This is a genomic window from Rhodococcus sp. IEGM 1351 (assembly GCF_030056875.1).
GTDB lineage: Bacteria > Actinomycetota > Actinomycetes > Mycobacteriales > Mycobacteriaceae > Rhodococcus_F > Rhodococcus_F opacus.
In genome coordinates this window covers 50,304-69,527 of record NZ_JASHKU010000008.1, presented here as the reverse complement: position 1 = coordinate 69,527, position 19,224 = coordinate 50,304, and the positions used below count along the sequence as shown (strand labels likewise).

General features: G+C 68.0%; 21 protein-coding genes. 10 read left to right on the top strand and 11 right to left on the bottom strand.

The annotated features are described in order from the left end of the window. Window positions 1–27: 27 nt before the first annotated feature. Window positions 28–1,440 (bottom strand): MFS transporter, encoded by a 1,413-nt coding sequence (locus tag QM806_RS15790; RefSeq protein WP_064080766.1) that lies wholly within the window; start codon window positions 1,438–1,440, stop codon window positions 28–30. A gap of 131 nt (window positions 1,441–1,571) precedes the next feature. After that, window positions 1,572–2,822 carry a CynX/NimT family MFS transporter gene (locus QM806_RS15785; protein ID WP_120659291.1) on the bottom strand — a complete coding sequence of 417 codons (1,251 nt, stop codon included), beginning with the start codon at window positions 2,820–2,822 and terminating at the stop codon, window positions 1,572–1,574. Window positions 2,823–2,833: 11 nt separating this feature from the next. Between QM806_RS15785 and QM806_RS15780 the strand changes: the two genes are divergently transcribed. Further along, entirely contained in the window at window positions 2,834–3,499 is a 666-nt protein-coding gene (locus QM806_RS15780) for a FadR/GntR family transcriptional regulator (protein WP_037204681.1), read from the top strand. On the opposite strand, the gene QM806_RS15775 is transcribed toward QM806_RS15780, so the two are convergent. The 3 genes from QM806_RS15775 to QM806_RS15765 form a co-directional block, all read right to left on the bottom strand. After that, on the bottom strand, window positions 3,496–4,350 hold the full coding sequence (locus QM806_RS15775; protein WP_005562508.1) for a TIGR02569 family protein: 855 nt from the start codon (window positions 4,348–4,350) through the stop codon (window positions 3,496–3,498). The two genes, QM806_RS15780 and QM806_RS15775, sit on opposite strands and share 4 nt — an antisense overlap. An 82-nt stretch (window positions 4,351–4,432) precedes the next feature. Further along, window positions 4,433–5,617, bottom strand: coding sequence for an adenylyltransferase/sulfurtransferase MoeZ (gene moeZ / locus QM806_RS15770; protein WP_005240132.1), 1,185 nt, complete (start codon window positions 5,615–5,617; stop codon window positions 4,433–4,435). Between the two features lie 134 nt (window positions 5,618–5,751). Next, window positions 5,752–6,891 carry a DUF3152 domain-containing protein gene (locus tag QM806_RS15765; protein ID WP_005562509.1) on the bottom strand — a complete coding sequence of 380 codons (1,140 nt, stop codon included), beginning with the start codon at window positions 6,889–6,891 and terminating at the stop codon, window positions 5,752–5,754. A gap of 224 nt (window positions 6,892–7,115) precedes the next feature. Here QM806_RS15765 and fasR point away from each other — a divergent pair, with 224 nt between their 5' ends. Then, window positions 7,116–7,787, top strand: coding sequence for an HTH-type transcriptional activator FasR (gene fasR / locus QM806_RS15760; protein ID WP_005259707.1), 672 nt, complete (start codon window positions 7,116–7,118; stop codon window positions 7,785–7,787). Between the two features lie 57 nt (window positions 7,788–7,844). Here fasR and QM806_RS15755 read toward each other — a convergent pair whose 3' ends face one another. Continuing rightward, on the bottom strand, window positions 7,845–8,075 hold the full coding sequence (locus QM806_RS15755; protein ID WP_005259708.1) for a DUF3107 domain-containing protein: 231 nt from the start codon (window positions 8,073–8,075) through the stop codon (window positions 7,845–7,847). Window positions 8,076–8,187: 112 nt separating this feature from the next. Beyond that, window positions 8,188–8,868: a ferritin-like fold-containing protein gene (locus tag QM806_RS15750; protein ID WP_005240122.1), complete on the bottom strand. Its 681-nt coding sequence runs from the start codon at window positions 8,866–8,868 to the stop codon at window positions 8,188–8,190. A 322-nt stretch (window positions 8,869–9,190) separates the two neighbouring features. On the opposite strand from QM806_RS15750, the gene QM806_RS15745 reads away from it, so the two are divergent. Beyond that, entirely contained in the window at window positions 9,191–10,825 is a 1,635-nt protein-coding gene (locus QM806_RS15745; RefSeq protein WP_005562510.1) for a DEAD/DEAH box helicase, read from the top strand. 9 nt (window positions 10,826–10,834) lie between these two features. Further along, entirely contained in the window at window positions 10,835–12,049 is a 1,215-nt protein-coding gene (locus QM806_RS15740; RefSeq protein WP_005562512.1) for an Rv3212 family protein, read from the top strand. Window positions 12,050–12,058: 9 nt separating this feature from the next. Here QM806_RS15740 and QM806_RS15735 read toward each other — a convergent pair whose 3' ends face one another. Beyond that, complete coding sequence (locus QM806_RS15735) at window positions 12,059–12,472, bottom strand: VOC family protein (RefSeq protein WP_043787750.1); 414 nt, start codon at window positions 12,470–12,472, stop codon at window positions 12,059–12,061. Between the two features lie 55 nt (window positions 12,473–12,527). Beyond that, window positions 12,528–13,514, bottom strand: coding sequence for a GlxA family transcriptional regulator (locus QM806_RS15730; protein WP_054247388.1), 987 nt, complete (start codon window positions 13,512–13,514; stop codon window positions 12,528–12,530). 98 nt (window positions 13,515–13,612) lie between these two features. On the opposite strand from QM806_RS15730, the gene QM806_RS15725 reads away from it, so the two are divergent. Further along, a complete protein-coding gene (locus QM806_RS15725) occupies window positions 13,613–14,443 on the top strand; it encodes an NAD(P)H-dependent oxidoreductase (protein ID WP_133986528.1) in 831 nt (276 codons plus the stop codon). An 8-nt stretch (window positions 14,444–14,451) separates the two neighbouring features. Then, window positions 14,452–15,282 carry an SDR family oxidoreductase gene (locus tag QM806_RS15720; protein ID WP_133986527.1) on the top strand — a complete coding sequence of 277 codons (831 nt, stop codon included), beginning with the start codon at window positions 14,452–14,454 and terminating at the stop codon, window positions 15,280–15,282. On the opposite strand, the gene QM806_RS15715 is transcribed toward QM806_RS15720, so the two are convergent. Further along, window positions 15,254–16,051 (bottom strand): ParA family protein, encoded by a 798-nt coding sequence (locus tag QM806_RS15715; RefSeq protein WP_005562521.1) that lies wholly within the window; start codon window positions 16,049–16,051, stop codon window positions 15,254–15,256. The genes QM806_RS15720 and QM806_RS15715 overlap by 29 nt on opposite strands. A gap of 69 nt (window positions 16,052–16,120) precedes the next feature. Between QM806_RS15715 and QM806_RS15710 the strand changes: the two genes are divergently transcribed. Together QM806_RS15710 and QM806_RS15705 are read left to right on the top strand one after the other, a co-directional pair. After that, complete coding sequence (locus QM806_RS15710) at window positions 16,121–16,735, top strand: acid phosphatase (RefSeq protein ID WP_005562524.1); 615 nt, start codon at window positions 16,121–16,123, stop codon at window positions 16,733–16,735. Continuing rightward, window positions 16,732–17,211, top strand: coding sequence for a GNAT family N-acetyltransferase (locus QM806_RS15705; protein ID WP_283291985.1), 480 nt, complete (start codon window positions 16,732–16,734; stop codon window positions 17,209–17,211). The genes QM806_RS15710 and QM806_RS15705 overlap by 4 nt, the downstream gene beginning before the upstream one ends. On the opposite strand, the gene QM806_RS15700 is transcribed toward QM806_RS15705, so the two are convergent. Further along, window positions 17,208–17,645, bottom strand: a complete 438-nt coding sequence (locus QM806_RS15700; protein ID WP_005259725.1) for a hypothetical protein — start codon at window positions 17,643–17,645, stop codon at window positions 17,208–17,210. The two genes, QM806_RS15705 and QM806_RS15700, sit on opposite strands and share 4 nt — an antisense overlap. Window positions 17,646–17,721: 76 nt before the next feature. Between QM806_RS15700 and QM806_RS15695 the strand changes: the two genes are divergently transcribed. Next, window positions 17,722–18,678 (top strand): diacylglycerol/lipid kinase family protein, encoded by a 957-nt coding sequence (locus QM806_RS15695; RefSeq protein WP_005259726.1) that lies wholly within the window; start codon window positions 17,722–17,724, stop codon window positions 18,676–18,678. A gap of 239 nt (window positions 18,679–18,917) precedes the next feature. Then, a complete protein-coding gene (locus QM806_RS15690; protein WP_005240099.1) occupies window positions 18,918–19,172 on the top strand; it encodes a WhiB family transcriptional regulator in 255 nt (84 codons plus the stop codon). Window positions 19,173–19,224: the final 52 nt, after the last annotated feature.

Sequence of the window (19,224 nt, the reverse complement as noted above, 5' to 3'; positions counted from 1 at the left end):
CTCGAGTTCATGCGGTACTGCGTGAGGTCACGCCGAGACCGACACCTTTTCGTCGTCGCCGTCGGAGACGGTGAGCCCACGAGTGACGGACGGGCGGCGCAGGAAGACGAACCAGGTGACGAAGATGCAGGCGATGTAGAAGGCGAGGAACACCCAGAACGCCATGGTCGCGGACTTCGCGGTGCCGCCGTAGGACGCGCGCAGCACCAGGTTGATGCCGACGCCGCCGAGGCCGCCGATGGCGCCCGCGAACCCGATGAGGGCGCCGGACATCGCGCGCGACCACGCCGCCTTGGCGTCCCGGCTCAGTCCCTCGAGTCCCTGCGCCTTGGCCTCGAAGATCGACGGAATCATCTTGTAGACCGAGCCGTTGCCGATGCCCGACAGCAGGATGAGGGTGATGAAGCCGAACACGAACGCCACCAGCACTCCGGCCGTGGCCGCGCCGGGCGTCCCGTCGTCGACGGTGCCGGCGGTGACCAGCACTGCGGCGGCGAGCGCCATGGCGACGAACGTGTAGAGCGTGATCTTGCCGCCGCCGATGCGGTCGGCGAGCTTGCCGCCCATCGGCCGCGCGATGGAGCCGAGCAGCGGTCCGATGAAGGCGATCTGCGCGGCGTGCAGCGCGGCCGCGGCGGGGGTGGCGCCACCGGCGAGGAAGTTGATCTGCAGGACCTGGCCGAACGCGAAGCTGAAGCCGATGAACGATCCGAACGTGCCGATGTAGAGGAAGCTGATGACCCACGAGTCGGAGAACTTCAACGCCTTGGCCATCGACCGGAGATCGGACTTCTGGTTGCCGAGGTTGTCCATGAACAGGGCGGCGCCGACCGCGGCGACGGCGATGAAGACCAGGTAGACGGCGCAGACGATCCAGGGCTCCGTGTTACCCAGGGTGGCGATCACGAGCAGGCCGATCACCTGGATCATCGGGACGCCGATGTTGCCGCCGCCGGCGTTGAGGCCGAGTGCCCAGCCCTTGAGTCGCTGCGGGTAGAACGCGTTGATGTTGGTCATCGACGAGGCGAAGTTGCCGCCGCCGACGCCGGCGAGTGCGGCCACGAGGATGAACGTCGTGTAGGACGCGCCGGGGTTCATCATCAGGTACAGGGTGAACAGCGTCGGCACGAGCAGGACGAGGGCACTGAAGACGGTCCAGTTGCGGCCGCCGAAACGGGCCGTCGCCACCGTGTACGGGATGCGCAGAATCGAGCCGACGAGGGTCGGGACCGCGACGAGGAAGAACTTGCCCGCCGCGTCGATCCCGTAGATGTCGGTCGGCATGAACAGCACCATGACGGACCAGATCGACCAGACGGAGAAGCCGACGTGCTCAGCGACCACCGACCAGATCAGGTTCCGCTTGGCGATGTCCTTGCCGCCCGCCTCCCAGGCGTCGACGTCTTCCGCGTCCCAGTGCTCGATGTAGTGCTTCTTCACCCGGGCCTCCTCGTTGTGTGGGAGACCCAAAGGTAGAAAACCGGTGTTGCGGCGGTGCTGCGGTCGGTGACCACAACGTCAACTGATCCTCACTTTTCAGCCAGGCCGATGTGAGGTTTCCTGCATGTTTCCTAGGCGTGTCGAAGAGCGTCCTCAGGCTCGGAATCGACGTGCCAGCTGTCCTCGAGCATGCGCGGCTTGCACGCCTGGAACGCTGCGATGAGGAGGATCACCACACCGAACGTCAAGAATCCGAACGACAGGGTCCACCCGCCGGAGGCATCGTGGAACACCCCGAACAGTAACGGCCCGAGGCACGCGACGGCGTAACCCACTCCCTGGGTGAAACCGGACAGCGTCGCCGAGCCGATGTGGCTGCGCGTGCGGAGATTGATCAGCGTCAGCGACATCGGGAACGTGCTGGGCCCGAGTCCGAGCAGCACGATCCACAGGATCGGCGCGCTCATCGGGGCGAGCAGCAGTCCACTGAAGGCCACGAGGTAACAGACCGCACACCCGATCACGATCGGGAACGGGTTGCGCATCCGGGCACACAGCGTGGGGGCCCCGAACGCCGCGACGAGACCCATGAACGAGAACAGACCGACCATGGCTCCCCCGAACGCCTCGCTCGCGCCGGCGTCGGACAGGATGTCGGGGATCCAGGTGAACATCGAGTACGTGATCATCGACGTCATCCCGAACATGCCCGCCATTCCCCAGCCGACGGGCGATCGCCAGGCCTTCCCGTGGGGACGGTCGGCCGGCACGTCCGCGGGCGGTTGCGCCGTCACGACCACGGCGCGACGTCGTTCGCGGGTGAGAAGGAGGATCCACGGGACCGCCGCGGCGAAGCCGAGGAGCGCCCAGACGCCGATCGACAACCGCCAGCCGAAGGCCTCGGCGAGCGGGACGGCCACGAAGGCTGGCGCGATGGTGCCGATCTGCACGCCGACGATGTACACCGAGCTCATCACGGCCAGCCGGTCGGAGAAGTAACGCTTGACGAGCGGCGGAATCACCACGTTGCCGATCCCCATGCCGGCCAGCGCGAGCGCCGACAGTGCCAGCAACGACCAGGTGTCGCTCATCAGGGCTCTCGTGAGCATGCCGACCGCGGCCATCAGCATCGCGACGAGGGCGGTCCGTTCCAGGCCCCACCGCTTGGCGATGAGCGGCGTTCCCAGTCCGAACAGCGCGAACATTGCCGTCGGCACCATCCCGAACACCCCGACGACGGTCGGTGAGAACCCGATGTCCTCCCGGATCTGCGAGGCCAGCGGGGTGAACGAGGTGACCGCCAGCCTCAGCACGAGGGCAGACATGGCGATCGCACAGAAGACGAGGAGGCGGCCGCGTAGAAGAGTCACGAGATAAATCATAGGATGACAGGATGACCTTTGGAAAACCCGTGCGCCGTTCGAGTCTGATCTCACAGGTCACCGAGCAGCTGCGCGACGAGATCTGCAGTGGTCGGTGGGCGGTCGGCGAGAGGATCCCCACCGAGACCGCGCTGTCCGACCTCACTGGAACCGGACGCAACACCGTCCGCGAGGCAGTGCAGGCGCTCGTCCACACCGGGCTGCTCGAACGGCGGCAGGGATCCGGCACGTACGTCGTCGCCACCTCCGACGTCGGGGGCACACTCGGCAAGTACTTCGCCGGCGCGCACGAGCGCGACGTCACTGAACTGCGGCAGGCGCTCGACGTCACCGCCGCCGCCCTCGCCGCCCGGCGCCGCACCCCGGACGACGTCGCTCGCCTGCAGAACCTCCTCGACGAACGCTCCCGGTGCTGGGCCGAATCCGACACGGAGGCCGCCGTCGCGGCGGACATCAGCCTGCACCGCGCGATCGTCGAAGCGAGTCACAACGCCGTGTATCTGGAGTTCTACGACTCGCTACTGCCCTCGATCGCCCAGACCGTCGACCGGCACGTGCACGCGACCGGCGCGGGGTTCCACGACGAGCACGGGCGTCTGATCCAGGCGGTGATCGACGGGGACGAGTCCGCCGCGACCACGGCCGCCCGCGATCTGTTCGCGGAGCTGCTCACCTAGAGGAGGAGGCGCACCACGTCGGCCGTGCGGGCGAGTCCGGGAAACGCTTCTGCGGTCGAGCGGGGGTGCAGCACGTGGACGGCGAGCCTGAACAGCACCGCACGCAGAAGCATCTGCGGCCATTCGGGCAGATCTTCCCAACGGCCGATGAGGGCCTCGTCGGCTCCACCCCAGGAAATCGCATCCACCACGGCCACCGCCGCCGCCCACGACGCGGGACGCCAGTACGGGGTGATGTCGGTGATCCCGGGCGCGAGGGCACCGGCGAACAGGACGGTACCGAACAGGTCCCCGTGCACCAACTGGTCCGGGCTGGTGACGGGCTTGCGCAGCGTCGCGAGCCCGGTGATCAGTTCCAGGCTCTTGCGACCGTCGGGGGACGGCGTCTCGAGCTGTTCGGCACCCTTCGCGCTGCGCAGCGGGATCTTCTCCCAGGCGGCCCGGTCCGCCGCCACGAACACGTCGACCTCCGCCCACGGCGCGACCGGGGGTTGGACGAGGAACCGGGGACGGTCGAGCTGCGAGGTCGCGGCGTGGAGCCGCCCCGACATCGACACGACCTCGTCGTGACGCGGCTCGGGTGTGCCCTCGATGAACGTGTCGGCGCGCCACCCGGACACCACATACCTGCCATCGGTGGACCGCACGGGACGCGCAAGCCGCACCCCGTCCACCTCGAGCGTCTCGCGGACCTTGGCGGACCACGCGGCGCGCGCGTGGTCGGCGACGGCTGACAGGACTACGTCTCCACAGAGCCACCCGCCGTCCCAGTCCGCACCGAGTGGGATGGGCTCGACTTCCCGGAGGCCGAACGTGGAGCACACGTGTTGAGGGGGTTGGCCTGTGCTCACGGACTCAACGCTACCGCCGGGTGGGCCGGGGACAGCGCAAGGCGCGCTGGCCCGGGGACGGGCAATCACGCCACGACGAAGGTCAGTAGACAGGCAGGCTGGTGTCGACCTGTTTCGCCCACGCGATCACGCCGCCCTGCAGATGCGTGGCGTCGGAGAAGCCGGCCTTCTTCAGCGCGGCCAGCGCCTCCGCCGACCGGACCCCGGTCTTGCAGTGCAGCACGATCGGCTTGTTCTGCGGAAGCTCCGACAGCGCCTCGCCCGACAGGATGCGGTCCTTCGGGATCAGCACCGCACCGGGCAGGTGCACGATGTCCCACTCGACCGGCTCGCGCACGTCGATCAGTTCGATGTCCTTGCCGGAGTCGAGGAGATCGCGCAGCTCCGTGGCCGTGATGGTCGAACCGGCCGCCGCCGCCTGCCCCTCGTCGGACACCACGCCGCAGAACGCGTCGTAGTCGATCAGTTCGGTGACGGGGGTCCGCGCCGGATCCCGGCGCAGTGTGATGGTGCGGTAGGTCATGTCGAGTGCGTCGTAGACCATCAGTCGCCCGAGCAGCGACTCCCCGATGCCGGTGATCAACTTGACCGCCTCGGTGGCCATGATCGAACCGATCGACGCGCAGAGCACACCCAGCACCCCGCCCTCGGCGCACGACGGGACCATGCCCGGCGGGGGCGCCTCCGGGTACAGGTCGCGATAGTTGAGTCCGCGACCGTTCGGCGCGTCCTCCCAGAACACGGACGCCTGGCCCTCGAATCGGTAGATCGAGCCCCACACGTACGGCTTGTGCGCGAGGACGGCGGCATCGTTGACGAGGTACCGGGTGGCGAAGTTGTCGGTGCCGTCGAGGATCAGGTCGTACTGCTCGAACAATTCGACGGCGTTGTCGGGCTCGAGCCGGAACTCGTGCAACCGGACGTCGACGTTGTCGTTGATCTCACGGATCGAGTCGCGCGCACTCTCGGCCTTGGGACGGCCCACGTCGGACCGGCCATGGATCACCTGTCGCTGCAGATTCGACATGTCGACCTCGTCGAACTCGACGATGCCGAGTGTCCCGACACCGGCCGCCGCAAGATAGAGCAAAGCGGGTGAGCCGAGGCCGCCCGCGCCGATGACGAGGACCTTCGCGTTCTTCAAACGCTTCTGCCCCGCCATGCCGACGTCCGGGATGATCAGGTGCCTGCTGTACCGCGCCACCTCGTCGCGGGAAAGTTCGGCGTCCGGTTCCACCAGTGGCGGCAGTGCCTCGGTGGTCTTCACAGAACGGTCAAGCGACACGGTCCACTCCTGACGATTGCGCGACAGCTTCCGATGTGTCGGACAGCATTGACTTCAACGTTCCGACGGGGTCCATTCTTCCCCTCCCGCCGGCAGTCGCGCGGGGCGGGCCCGGCTCACGCCCTCGGGAACGGCCACGGATTGAAATGGCAGGTCAGACCGTTCATCGGGACGATTCCCTCGGGGTCGAGTTGCGCGATGTCGTTGTTGGCCGTCCCGAACGTCTGCTGCATCATCACCGGCGCGAGGCCGCCTTCGGTCTCGCACGGCTGGTGGTCCTGGTAGCCGATGGCGTGCCCGACCTCGTGATTGATCTGGTACTGCCGGTACGACCCGATGTCGCCCTGGAACGCGATGGCACCGCGCACCCAGCGCGGCTCGTTGAGGACGACGCGATCGATTCCGGGGTTGTAGCAGGACACCTCCAGCTGGATGTCGTAGCCGCACGCCTCGCGGATGGTCATCTGCGACGTCAGCGACACCCGGAAGTCGGGGTCGCCCTGGTCGACGCGGCGGAACGCGAACCGCGGGTCCTTCGTCCAGCTCTTCGGATTCGACAGCGTCTGGTCGACCATCCGCCCGAACGACTCGTCGCCGCCGAATCCGGACGTGTCGACCCCGTCCTCGATCTCGACGCTGTACGTGAATTCGCGTTCGGTGCCCTGCCCGACCTTGGTCCCGCTTCCAGGAACCACGTGCCAGGTGCCAGCGCCGACCGCCGTGAACGGACCTCCCTCGGGCAGCGCGCCCGCGGGAAGTTCGGCGGCGAAGTTACCGTCGGCCTCCGGCGGGATCCCGATGACGCTCGAACCGTCGGTGTCCCGGGACAGGGTGCCGAATCCGGGGGTGTCGGTCTCGGCCGTCGTCTCGCTGCCACCGCCGGTGTCCCGGACCGCGTCGACCACGACGAGAACCGTGACCACCAGCAGGATCGGGATCGCGTAGGCCCGCCAACCGTAGGTGGAGACGAACCGGCCGATGCGACTCTGCTTCCTCGCCTGCCGCTCGGGGCGCGGGTTCCGGGGCCTGCCGACGTCGCGGCTGGTCGGGTCCCATTGCGCGCGGAGCGGTTGATGCGACTGCGCCTTCGGTGCCGACTGCGAAGCGCGGGGACGGACGTCACGCTGGTCGATGCTGCGCGATCGTCGCTCCCCGTCCTCGGAGCTCTGGGGAGCCCGGCCGCGAACACGCGGTCCTCCTCGGTCAGTCACGCAGCCCAGAATCTCACAGTCCGGCACCGCCTCGTCCCAGCGCACCGTCCGCAGGTCATTCGGCGTGTCACGCGGATGCGATCCGCAACGTCGCGGCTACCCGGATCACCTGGCGCCCCCGCCCCCTACCTGGTCCCAGTTACCGGTCAGGCAATATGCTTGACCGGGCGAGTCCAGCGAGTCCACCATGAACGGTTCACTACGCGCGGGTATCGTTCACACAGTTACACAGAATGTGACGCGGAATACTTGTGCAGATTGGAAGCGCTATGACTGAACTCGCGGATCGGACGAACTCCGATCGCGATGCCACCCCCGGAAAGGGCACCGGGGCCCGTCGCAGCACGCGACTCCCCCGCGACGCCCGGCGACTGCAGCTACTCGCCGCAGCCAGCGAGGTCTTCGTCACACGCGGATACCACGCTGCCGGTATGGACGAGATCGCCGAGTGCGCCGGTGTGAGCAAGCCCGTCCTCTACCAGCACTTCCCCGGCAAGCTCGAGCTGTACGTGGCGGTGCTGCAGAGCTATGTCGACAGCCTGATCTCCGGCGTCCGGCAGGCACTGCGCTCGACCACGGACAACAAGCAGCGTGTCCGCGCCGCGGTGCAGGCGTTCTTCGACTTCGTCGACAACGACTCGCAGGGATTCCGGCTCGTGTTCGAGTCGGACCTCATGGGTGAACCGCAGGTGCAGAGCCGCGTCGAGCAGGCCACCGAGGCGTGCGTCGACGCCGTGTTCGACCTCGTCAGCCACGACTCCGGTCTCGACCCCTACCGCGCCCGCATCCTCGCTGTCGGCCTGGTCGGCGCCAGCCAGTTCACCGCGCGGTACTGGCTCGAGGCGGCGCGCCCGATCCCGAAGGAAGAAGCGGTCGACACGACGGTCACGCTCGCGTGGGGCGGTCTGTCCCGCGTGCCGCTGCATCCCGAACAGCGCTAGCACCGTGCACGAGAAAGGGCCCGCAGTCGAGTCGACTGCGGGCCCTTTCTCGTGTGTTCACTTGGTCGGCGCGAATCCGACCTTGCGGATATCGGACGGGCCGATCTCCACGTAGGCGATCTTGCTGGACTGCACGAGGTACTTGCGTCCCTTGTCGTCCTGCAGAGACAGGATCCCGTCGCCACCGGTGAGGGCGTCCGAGACCAATGTCTCGACCTCGTCCGGGGTCTGCTCGCTGCTGACGATGAGCTCACGCGGGCTGTCGATTACACCGATCTTGACCTCCACGGTCAACCTCCGAACTCTCCGAGAAACATCAGCTGTCCTGGCAAGGCTAATGCAGCGGCCGCCGCCGGTGCGCGTCTGCGGGCTGTGCCCTGAGCGAACATGCCGTCACACCTCACACGAGCCCGAGCACGGCCATGCGTTCGGCGTGCATCTCCTGCATGCGATCGAAGAGCGCGACGACACCGTTGAGGTCGCCGGACGCGGAGATGACGAGTTCGGTCAGCGCCTCCCGCTGCGCCAGGACGAACTGTGCCTGGGTGATGGCCTCGCCGAGCAGTCGCCTGCCCCACAGCATGAGGCGGTCCTTGTCGCGGTTGCTGGCCTTGATCGCCTGCTGCACCTCGTGGACGACGAATTCCGAGTGGCCGGTCTGCGAAAGCACCTCCTCGACCGTCCGCGAGACCTCGGCGGGCAGCGAGTGCCCGATCTCGCGGTAGAAGTCGGCGGCGATCCCGTCACCGACGTACGCCTTCACCAGTGCCTCGAGCCACGTCGACGGGGTGGTGGACGCGTGGTAGTTGTCCAGGGCGCGGACGAACGGATCCATCGCCTCGAAGATGTCGAACCCACGCGCGGTCAGCGCCTTCTCGAGCATCTCGAAGTGGCCCATCTCGGCGGCCGCCATGCTGGCGAGCGCCACTTTGCCCTGCAGGGTCCGCGCCATCTGCGCGTCCTCGGACAGCCGGTAGAACGCGGAGATCTCGCCGTACGCGAGGACCGCGAAGAGTTCACTGACGCCGGGGTGATCAGCGGGAATGGTGGAATCAGAGGATGCAGGCGTGTTGGGCTCCATGGCGCCACAGCCTAGTGTGTCAGCCAGTGATGTTTGCCATGCGTAACCGGTTCTGGGGCGTTCTCCGGCTACAATGATCATGGGCAACCGCTCGTCACCACGTTCGCCTCCACGGAGAACGCGGTTTGAGTGATGATCGATCACGATCCGATCAGCGGTTCCCACCGATAATGTGCGCGCACCTGATCGACGGTCCCAGCCGCGCCTCGCCGAAATCTTCGATTTCTGCGCTGAGGCAGAGGCAGGATCGACTCGGAAGAGGACATCGACGAGCGTCGACTGGGAAATCGGGCCGACCAGCGGCCTGGCCCTTACCTCGTGCGTGCGTGCAGCTACGAGGAAGGCCAGTCCCCTGAGCAAGATCACTGTCGACCATGAAGACGACGCAACCGAGACCACGCTGTCGGCGCAACTCGACTCCACGCACGTCGCCCCCACCTTCGCCGAGCTCGGAGTTCGTGACGAGATCGTCCGCGCTCTCGACGAGATCGGCATCGAGCGCACGTTCGCAATCCAGGAGCTGACGCTCCCCCTCGCCCTCGCCGGCGACGACCTGATCGGTCAGGCCCGCACGGGCATGGGCAAGACGTTCGGTTTCGGCGTCCCGCTTCTCCACCGCATCTCCAGTGGCACCACCGGGACGGCCGCACTCGACGGCACTCCCCGCGCGCTGGTCATCGTCCCCACCCGCGAGCTGTGCATCCAGGTCACGAAGGACCTCGAGGGCGCCGCGAAGTACCTGAAGGGCGAGAAGAACAAGCTCGAGGTCCTCGCCATCTACGGTGGCCGCCCCTACGAGACGCAGATCGCGACGCTCCAGAAGGGCGCCGACGTCGTCGTGGGCACCCCGGGCCGTTTGCTCGACCTCGCCAACCAGGGTCATCTGATCCTGGGCAAGGTCGAGGTCCTCGTCCTCGACGAGGCCGACGAGATGCTCGACCTGGGCTTCCTGCCCGACATCGAGCGCATCCTCGGAATGGTGCCGGACAAGCGGCAGACGATGCTGTTCTCGGCGACCATGCCGGGTCCGATCATCACGCTCGCCCGCACGTTCCTCACCCAGCCGACGCACATCCGCGCCGAGCAGGCCGACGACTCGGCGGTGCACGACCGGACCAGCCAGCACATCTACCGGGCGCACGCACTCGACAAGGCGGAGATGGTGGCCCGCGTGCTGCAGGCCGACGGCCGCGGTGCGACGATGATCTTCACCCGCACCAAGCGCACCGCCCAGAAGGTCGCCGACGATCTCGCCGAGCGCGGTTTCTCCGTCGGCTCGGTCCACGGCGACCTCAATCAGGTCGCTCGCGAGAAGGCGCTGAAGGCGTTCCGCACGGGCAAGATCGACGTGCTGGTCGCAACGGACGTCGCGGCCCGCGGTATCGACATCGACGACGTCACCCACGTGATCAACTACCAGTGCCCGGAGGACGAGAAGACGTACGTCCACCGGATCGGCCGCACCGGCCGGGCGGGCCGCACCGGCATCGCCGTGACGCTGGTGGACTGGGACGACATCCCCCGCTGGCAGCTCATCGACAAGGCTCTCGACCTCGGCATCCCCGATCCCGCGGAGACGTACTCCAGCTCCCCGCACCTGTTCGAGGAGCTGTCGATCCCGGCCGGCGCGACCGGCACGATCAAGCGCCCCCGGGTGGAGAAGGTCGCATCCGAGCCGAGTGAGAAGACGGGCACGGAGCAGAGCGAGAACACCGATTCCGAGCGGGGCGAGAAGGCCGAGCGCACGGAGCGTCCGGCCCGCACCCGCACCCGCCGCCGCACCCGTGGTGGCCGCCCCGCGGACTCCGTGGGACCCAAGTCCGTGTCGCCGGAGCCGACGGCACCCGAATCCGCCGCTTCGAGCGGGGACACCGACGGCGAGGGTGCCTCCAAGCCCCGCCGGCGTCGTCGCCGCCGGACCACGAAGGTCGGCGCCGCCGCGACGAACGCGGAGTAAACAGCCACCGTGCTGGCACCTGAGCGGCGCTCGCGCGCCGATCTCGTCGTCGCTGCCGCAATCGCCGTTGCGGTCGTGGTCGCCCTCACCGTGGTGTGGTTCCGCAGCGATGCCCGGGGCACCACCTCGGTCACCGCCGCCGAACCGCCGCCTGCGCTCGTCACAGCCCTGACGGTTCCGGAGACGCTGAACCCGATCTGGGATTCCGCCAGTTCCGCCACCACCGCACCCCTCGCCGTCGGTGGTGCGGTCGTCACCGCGGACGGCGGGGACGTCGTGGGACGGGACCGGATGTCGGGTACCGAGCTGTGGCGGTACGAGCGTGATCTCGACCTGTGCGGTGTGACGGCGTCGTGGGAGAAGGTCGTGGCCGTCTACCGCGACGACCGCGGTTGCTCCCAGGTCACCGAACTCGACGGTGGTACCGGCGAGCGCCTGGCGCAGCGGAGCAGCGACGCCGATTCCGAGGTGACGTTGAAGGCCGACGGAACGTATGTGGCGTCCCTCGGCGACCGCAGGCTGGAATTGTGGCGCTCCGACCTCGTCCGCACCGTCGAATACGGACGGGTGGACGCGCCCGTGAATCCCAAGAAACAGCCACGCGCCGGATGCACGCTGATCGACGTCGGTTCGAGCAGCAGCAGGCTGTCCGTTCTCGAGCGCTGCCCCGGCGAGGTGGCCGATCGTCTGACGGTCATGAACCCGTCGCCGAAGGACAATCAGGAGCCCGAGGAGTACGGGTCGAGCGTCCTGGCGGGGGTGGATGCCGGTGTCGAGGGTGCGCGCATCCTCGGGGTGTCGGGCGAGACCACGGCCGTCTACCTCCCCGCGGGCACGTCGTACGGACCGCGGATCGGCCTGTTCGACGGCACCGGCAACGCCGTGTCCGAATACGCGCTCTCCCAACGGGTCGGACCGGATCCCGTCACGTCGACGAGCAGTTCGGTGGTCACCTGGTGGACCGGTACGGACGTGGTGTCGCTCGGCGCATCCGATCTCGCACCGCGCTGGATCTTCCCCGGCGCTCTCGGCCCGGGAGCTGTGATGGCCGGAAACCTGCTGGTCCCGGTGGAATCCGGCATCGCCGTGCTCGACCTGTCGACCGGCGCGTTGCTTCGCACGATCCCGGTGACGCGTGACGCCGCGGCGGGGCCGATCATCACGACGGTGGCCGGCGACATCGTGCTCGAGCAACGCGGCGATGATGTCGTGGCGCTGCGCTGAGGTCGCCCCTCACCCGGGTTCGGCGAACACCACCAGATAGCCGTCGAGGTCGCGGATCCAGATCTCGCGATGTCCCGCATTGGGATTGACGTGCACGTCCGTGACCACGTCGGCACCTACCTCCCGCACCCGCGCGACGGTGCCGTCGAAGTCGGGGGTCTCGAACCAGATCGCCACCCCATTTCCCCGCGGGAGCGCAGGGTCGCCGAGGGTGCCGTGGTGGTGGCCCTCGTCGAGCCGGTGCAGTTGCAGGATCATGTGCCCGTCGACGAGGAGTTGCTCGTAGTCCCGTCCGCCGTGGCCGCTGCGCGCGTCCAGGACCTTCCGGTACCACTCGCCTGCGCGTTCGACGTCGTCGACGGCGAGGAGCGGCTGCGCCCGCATCGTCAGGGTGTTGCTTCGAGGCGTATCCGAGACTGTCATGGCCCCGACGTTAGCGCCGTGCACTCCCCCCGCACTTGGACGAATGAGCATGCCGTCAACGGAAAGTGGCGCGGTATGCGGACGGCGAGACGCCGACCGTGCGCGAGAGGTGCTGTCGCAGCGACGTCGCGGTGCCGAATCCCGCAGCCGCGGCCACGCCGTCCACCGGCAGGTCGGTGTTCTCCAGCAGTTCGCGGGCACGGATGATCCGCTGTTCGAGAATCCACTGAGTCGGCGACATCCCGGTCTCGGCCCGGAATCGCCGGGTGAACGTGCGCACGCTCATCGACTCCCACGCGGCCAGCTCCCGCAGCGACAGCGGTTGATCGAGATGCGACAGCGCCCGGGCCCGCGCTCGCGCCGTGGACGCACCGTCGGCCTCCGGGACGGGCTCGGTGATGAACTGCGCCTGACCGCCGCTGCGATGAGGGGGCACGACCGTTCCCCGTGCCACCTCGTTGGCCACCGACGCACCGTGGTCGAGACGAATCATGTACAGGCACAGATCGATTCCGGATGCGACGCCGGCGGCGGTGAGCACGCTGCCGTCGTGTGTGTAGAGCACGCCGGGGTCCAGGTGCACGTCGGGGTACAGCCGCCGGAACGCGTCCGCCGACTTCCAGTGCGTCGTGGCACGCCGTTTCTCGAGCAGGCCGGCCGCCGCGAGGACGAACGAGCCCGTGCAGATCGATGCCACCCGCGTGTCCGGGCGAATGTGCGCGAGGGCGTCCGCGAGGCGACGGGGCAGGCGTCCGCCCTCCGGAGGGTCGTAGTCCTGATCGGATGCCGGGATCACGACGGTGTCGGCCGTGCCGAGCAGCGCCGGACCGTGCTCGACCGAGAGCGTCACGTCGGTGTCGGTCCGGACCTCGCCGGGGGTGAGGGCGCACGTGAGGACCTCGTACAGCGGCTCGCCGTCCCGCGACCGCGCCTCACCGAACAGTCGGTGGACGATCCCGAACTCGATCGGGAGCAGACCGTCGCGCACGAACACGACCACGCGATGACGGCGCCCGGTCCGCCCGCCTCTCGATTCGGACATGGCCCGATTATTTCACATATCGTCTCATCGGCCACTGTCGCGACCGCAGCCCCGCGTCCATGATCGGAGGGTCAGGACGACCGAGCGGAAGGTGAACCATGAAGATCCTGTGGGTATCGGCACATCCCGAGCCGAAGTCCCTGAACGCGGCCCTCCGCGGCGACGCCCTCGCGGCCCTGCGCGGTGCCGGCCACGACATCCGGACATCGGACCTGTACGAGATGCGATGGAACCCGGTGGTGACGGCTGGCGATTTCGGACACGACCCCCACCACCGCCTCCTCGTCGGCGCGCGGTCGGGCCGGGCCCTGACCGAGGGCACCCTGGCCCCCGACATCCGCGCCGAGCAGCGCAAGCTCGCGTGGGCCGACGCGGTGATCGTGCAGTTCCCGCTGTGGTGGTACGGCATGCCCGCGATCCTCAAGGGCTGGTTCGACCGGGTCTTCGTCGAGGGTTACGGCTACGGACTGCGCAGCGAGGACGGCTCCACCCGGCGGTACGGCGACGGCACCCTGGCCGGCAAGCGCGCGATGACGGTCGTCAGTTTCGGCGGCAGCGCCGACAGTGCGGGCCCGCGTGGGATCAACGGCCAGATGGACGAACTCCTGTTCCCGATCCACCACGGAATCTTCTGGTACACGGGGATGTCGGTGGTGCCCCCGGTTCTGATCGACAGCGCGGACCGGTTGCCCGCCGAGCACTACCCCGGCGTCGCGGCGCGGCTGATCGATCGCCTGTCCGGCCTGTTCACCGACGCGCCGTTGCCTTTCCGCACACAGAACGGCGGCGACTACGACGCTCGGTTCGTGCTGCACCAGGACCGGGCGCCCGGCGTCACGGGCCTGCGCGCCCACTATGCCGACGCGGATTCCGGCACGGCTGAATCGGAGGCCGAAGTCCGCACCACGGGGATCTGTAACGTGTTCTAATTCACGGCATGGCAACCTACGTGATCACCGGCGCCGCCTCGGGCATCGGGGCGGCGAGCCGCCGCACACTCGAATCCGCCGGTCATACCGTCATCGGAGTCGACCTCGCGTACACCGACGTGACCGCCGACCTGTCGACCCCCGGCGGACGGGCCGCGGCGGCCGACGCCGTGTCCGAGGCGAGCGGCGGCGTCGTGGACGGTCTCGTCTGCTGCGCCGGGCTCGGGTCGCTGTCGCACGTCCCGGGCGGCAAACTCGTCGCCGTCAACTACTTCGGGGCCGTGGAACTCGTGACGGCGCTGAAGCCCGCCCTCGAGCGCGCGGGCGGAGCCTCGGTGGTGGTGATCTCGTCAAGCAGCACCACCACGCAGCCGGGAATTCCCGAGGATCTGGTGACCGCGTGCCTCGACGGCGACGAGGCGGAGGCGGTGCGCATCGGCGACCACGTGACCGCCATCCCGGCGTACCCGGCGTCCAAGCTCGCGCTGGCCTGGTGGATTCGGCGTGAAGCGGTACGGCCGGAGTGGATCGGCAACGGCATACGACTCAACGCGATCGCGCCGGGCATGATCGACACGCCGATGACCAGCGGCGACGACCTCGACCCCGAACTGGCGAAGGCGCTGGACTTCTATCCGGTGCCGCTGGGCAGGCGCGGACGTCCGGACGAGATCGCCGCGCTCGTCGAGTTCCTGCTCGGACCGGGCTCGACACTGTTCTGCGGCAGCGTCGTCTTCGCCGACGGGGGCACGGACGCCCAGTTACGCCAACAGGATTGGCCCGCCGCGTGGAATCCGACGCCGGAAGAACTTACTCGGCACTTCCAGGCGAAAACGTAGCGAGCTCGGATCCCGCCCAGTGCTTGGCGAGGTTCTCGGCCAGGTCCCGGTACGCCTGGGCACCCTTGTTCTTGCGCCCCGCCAGCACGGTGGCACCCGACGCCGTGGCCTCCGCGAATCGCACCGTCCGCGGGATCGGCGGAGCGAGAACCGGCAGGTTGTAGCGGTCGGACACGTCGGAGAGCACGTCCCGGCTGTGCGTCGTGCGTGCGTCGTACAGCGTCGGCAGTGCTCCGAGCAGCACCAGGTCGGGGTTGGTGATCTGCTGTACCTCGGTGACCGTCCGCAGCAACTGCCCCACACCGCGGTGGGCGAGCGTCTCACACTGCAGCGGCACCAGTACCGACTGCGCCGCCGTGAGCCCGTTGAGCGTGAGCACACCGAGAGACGGCGGGCAGTCGATGATGATCGTGTCGTAGTCGTCCAGCAGCGGCGCCAGAGCGCGCTTGAGGGCGAACTCGCGACCGGGACGCATGAGCAGCAACGCTTCCGCACCCGCGAGGTCGATCGTCGCAGGCAGGAGAGCGACACCGTCCTCGGTGTCGATCACGGCCTCCTGCGCCGCCAGATCACCTGTCAGCACCTCGTGGACGGAGGCGTCCAGGCGGTCTGGGTTGTGCCCGAGGGAGAACGTCAGGCATCCCTGCGGGTCGAGATCCACCACCAGAACCTTCTGGCCCAGCCCCACGAGGGCTGCGCCGAGAGAAGCGACCGTGGTGGTCTTCGCGACCCCACCCTTCTGATTTGCCACTGCAAGAACCGTTGTCACGGCTCGATCCTTACCTACTTCGTCCCCGGAGGCGAGCCATACACGCAGATTGACTGCCATGATGGATGGATGCCACCCAGTGATTCGCCGCGCGGCCGTCGGATCGTCCTCCTCCGACACGGCGAAACGGAATGGGCCCGTTGGGGTAAACACACCGGTCGAACCGACGTCCACCTCACCGAACTGGGTGAAGCCCAGGCGCGGCGGATAGGTCCGGCGATGGACGCCCTCGAACTGCGCGACCCCCTCGTCATCGTCAGTCCGCGGCAACGCGCCCGGGAGACGGCGGAGCTGGCGGGATTGAAGATTCAGCGCACCTGGGACGCGCTCGCCGAATGGGATTACGGGATCTACGAGGGCATGACGACCCCCGAGATCAGGCAGCAGGTGCCGGACTGGACCGTGTGGACGCACCCGTGCCCTCGCGGTGAGCAGGCCGAGCAGGTGCACACCCGGTGCGACCTCGTCCTGTCCGTCGCGCATTCGCAACTAGTGGACCGTGACGTGATCCTCGTCGGGCACGGACACTTCTCGCGCGCGCTCATCGCCCGCTGGGCGGAGCTTCCGATCAGCGAGGGACGCCGGTTCGCGATGTCGCCGGGTGCGTACTCCGTCCTCGGCTTCGAGCACGGGGCACAACAGGTGGTCAGCCACAACGTCACGAGCGAGGAAGGTGCCCGATGATCAGACGCGCAGTACCCGAGGACGTCTCTGCGATCACCGCGATGATCTACGAACTCGCCGAACACCAGCGGGCCCGTGACGAGTGCACCGTCACCGCCGACCAGATCGACGACGCCCTGTTCGGTCCGCAGCCGTCGACCTTCGCCCACGTCGCGGCGAACGACGACGACCGGGTCGTCGGGATCGCGGTGTGGTTCCGGAATTTCTCCACCTGGGACGGAACGCACGGCATCTACCTCGAGGACTTGTTCGTCAGCCCGTCGGAGCGCGGTTCCGGGCACGGCAAGGCCCTGCTCGCCACACTCGCGAAGGAGTGCGTCGACAACGGCTACACGCGACTGTCGTGGTCGGTGGTCAACTGGAACAAGCCGTCGATCGCGTTCTACGAGTCGCTGGACGCGCACCCGCAGGACGAATGGACCACGTATCGGCTCACCGGGGGTCCGCTCGCCCGCCTCGCGTCCGAGGTGAGTTAGCGGTCCGACGGGTTGTCGGCGTCGGCCTCCTGGCCGTACTCGGCAGCCATCCACTTCGACGTGGGACTGCTGAACAGGCACCCGAGGGCCGCCACGACCACGACTCCGAGCAGCACACCGAAGAACGGCTGGTGCGAATCGGTGAGCAGCGACCACGCCACCGGTAGCAGGAGGAGTTGGGCGACGATCGCGATCGCCCGCCCCCAGCGCCGGCCGAAGATCAGGGCGAGCCCGGCGGCGAACACCGCGCCGCCGAGAATCGCGAACCAGGCCGCGGTGCCGTATCCACTGCTGACGCTCTGGTCGTGCCCGAGGAGTCCCCGGATCACCAGCACCACGGCGACGCCGACCGCCACCGCGCCCTCGAGCGACACCAGGGCGCCCGCCGCGCGGACCGTGGTGGGCGTGGACTTGCTGAGAGACGGCTTCGGCACGTCGGCCAGCCTAGAACACCCCGTCGCCGGCGGCCTCGGACGGTGACACGTGCCGCCCCCGCTAGGCTTGGGCCCCGTGCGCGCGCTGCTGATCGTCAACCCCAATGCCACATCGACGACCCCGGCCGGGCGTGATCTCCTCGCCCATGCACTGTCGAGCCGGGTGCGGTTGACGGTCGCGCACACGGCACACCGCGGCCACGCCGCCGAACTGGCGCAGCAGGCCTGCGTGGACGGGATGGGTCTGATCATCGTCCACGGCGGCGACGGCACCGTGAACGAGGTGGTAAACGGACTGCTCGGCACCCCGGTACCGAAGTCGATGAGCGCGGTGACGGTGGGGCCGATTCCCCCGATCGCCGTCGTCCCCGGCGGGTCGGCGAACGTGTTCGCCCGCTCGCTCGGCATCGCGCCGGACCCGGTGGACGCCACCAACCAGCTCATCGATCTGCTCGCCCGCAGGCAGCGGCGCAGGATCGGGCTCGCGCACTGCGACAACCGCTGGTTCACGTTCAACGCCGGCCTCGGCTGGGACGCCCAGGTGTGTGAGGCGGTCGACATGCACCGCAAGAACGGGCGCCCGGCCACACCGGCGCAATATGTCCGCGCGGCGGTGCGCGTGTTCTTCCGGTCGAAATATGCGGAGCCGACGCTCACCGTCGAGGTTCCCGATCACGACCCGGTCGAAGGTGTCCACTACGCATTCGTGTCGAACGCGAGTCCCTGGACGTATCTGAACAAGCGGGAAGTGCACACGAATCCCGACACCACCTACGACACGGGCCTCGGTGTCTTCGCGATGCGGTCCACCGCGATCCTCACCACGCTGCGGGTGGCCCGCCAGCTGCTGACTCCCGGAACCCGTCCGAAGGCGAAGAAGCTGGTCCGGGTCGACGACGTGCCGTCCGTGCGGATCTCCGCGTCGGAGCCCATCGGACTGCAGATGGACGGCGACTACATCGGACTGCGCAATGTCGTCGAGTTCGTGTCGGTGCCCGAGGCGCTGGATGTGGTCGCCCCGGCGCGACCCTGAGCAATTCTCGAGAATCCCCGTTTTCACCTAGCGGGAAGTGCCTGCACGAGGTACAAAGGACGGCGCGCCTCGAAGGGCAGCCTAAGTACGTGAGCTCCCCCACGGTGCGGCGGTTTTCTATTGACATCCCGCCAGTTCGTGAAAGCATTCACAAGCAACAGTGCGGAAACATTCTCTACGCACACATGAACTCATGAAGACGAAACGGTGCATTTCGCACCCAGTTAAGGAGCAGAAGGATGGACTGGCGCCACAAGGCAATCTGTCGCGACGAAGACCCCGAGTTGTTCTTCCCTGTGGGCAACAGCGGTCCGGCCCTCGCGCAGATTGCTGATGCCAAGGTTGTCTGCAACCGCTGCCCGGTGACCGCCGAATGCCTCTCGTGGGCACTCGAGTCGGGCCAGGACGCCGGTGTGTGGGGCGGCATGAGCGAAGACGAGCGACGCGCACTCAAGCGCCGCAACGCTCGGACGCGTGCCCGCACCACCGTCTGACACTTCAGAAGGAGACGGGCCCGGCACCACATGGTGCCGGGCCTTTTGCTTG

Bases quoted from the DNA above. Each gene is read 5' to 3' on its own strand.
- QM806_RS15735 (WP_043787750.1), bottom strand. From the start codon at position 12,472: ATGACAGTCTCGGATACGCCTCGAAGCAACACCCTGACGATGCGGGCG.
- QM806_RS15730 (WP_054247388.1), bottom strand. From the start codon at position 13,514: ATGTCCGAATCGAGAGGCGGGCGGACCGGGCGCCGTCATCGCGTGGTC.
- QM806_RS15785 (WP_120659291.1), bottom strand. From the start codon at position 2,822: ATGATTTATCTCGTGACTCTTCTACGCGGCCGCCTCCTCGTCTTCTGT.
- QM806_RS15690 (WP_005240099.1), top strand. From the start codon at position 18,918: ATGGACTGGCGCCACAAGGCAATCTGTCGCGACGAAGACCCCGAGTTG.
- fasR (WP_005259707.1), top strand. From the start codon at position 7,116: ATGACTGAACTCGCGGATCGGACGAACTCCGATCGCGATGCCACCCCC.
- QM806_RS15720 (WP_133986527.1), top strand. From the start codon at position 14,452: ATGGCAACCTACGTGATCACCGGCGCCGCCTCGGGCATCGGGGCGGCG.
- QM806_RS15725 (WP_133986528.1), top strand. From the start codon at position 13,613: ATGAAGATCCTGTGGGTATCGGCACATCCCGAGCCGAAGTCCCTGAAC.
- QM806_RS15780 (WP_037204681.1), top strand. From the start codon at position 2,834: ATGACCTTTGGAAAACCCGTGCGCCGTTCGAGTCTGATCTCACAGGTC.
- QM806_RS15710 (WP_005562524.1), top strand. From the start codon at position 16,121: ATGCCACCCAGTGATTCGCCGCGCGGCCGTCGGATCGTCCTCCTCCGA.
- QM806_RS15750 (WP_005240122.1), bottom strand. From the start codon at position 8,868: ATGGAGCCCAACACGCCTGCATCCTCTGATTCCACCATTCCCGCTGAT.
- QM806_RS15705 (WP_283291985.1), top strand. From the start codon at position 16,732: ATGATCAGACGCGCAGTACCCGAGGACGTCTCTGCGATCACCGCGATG.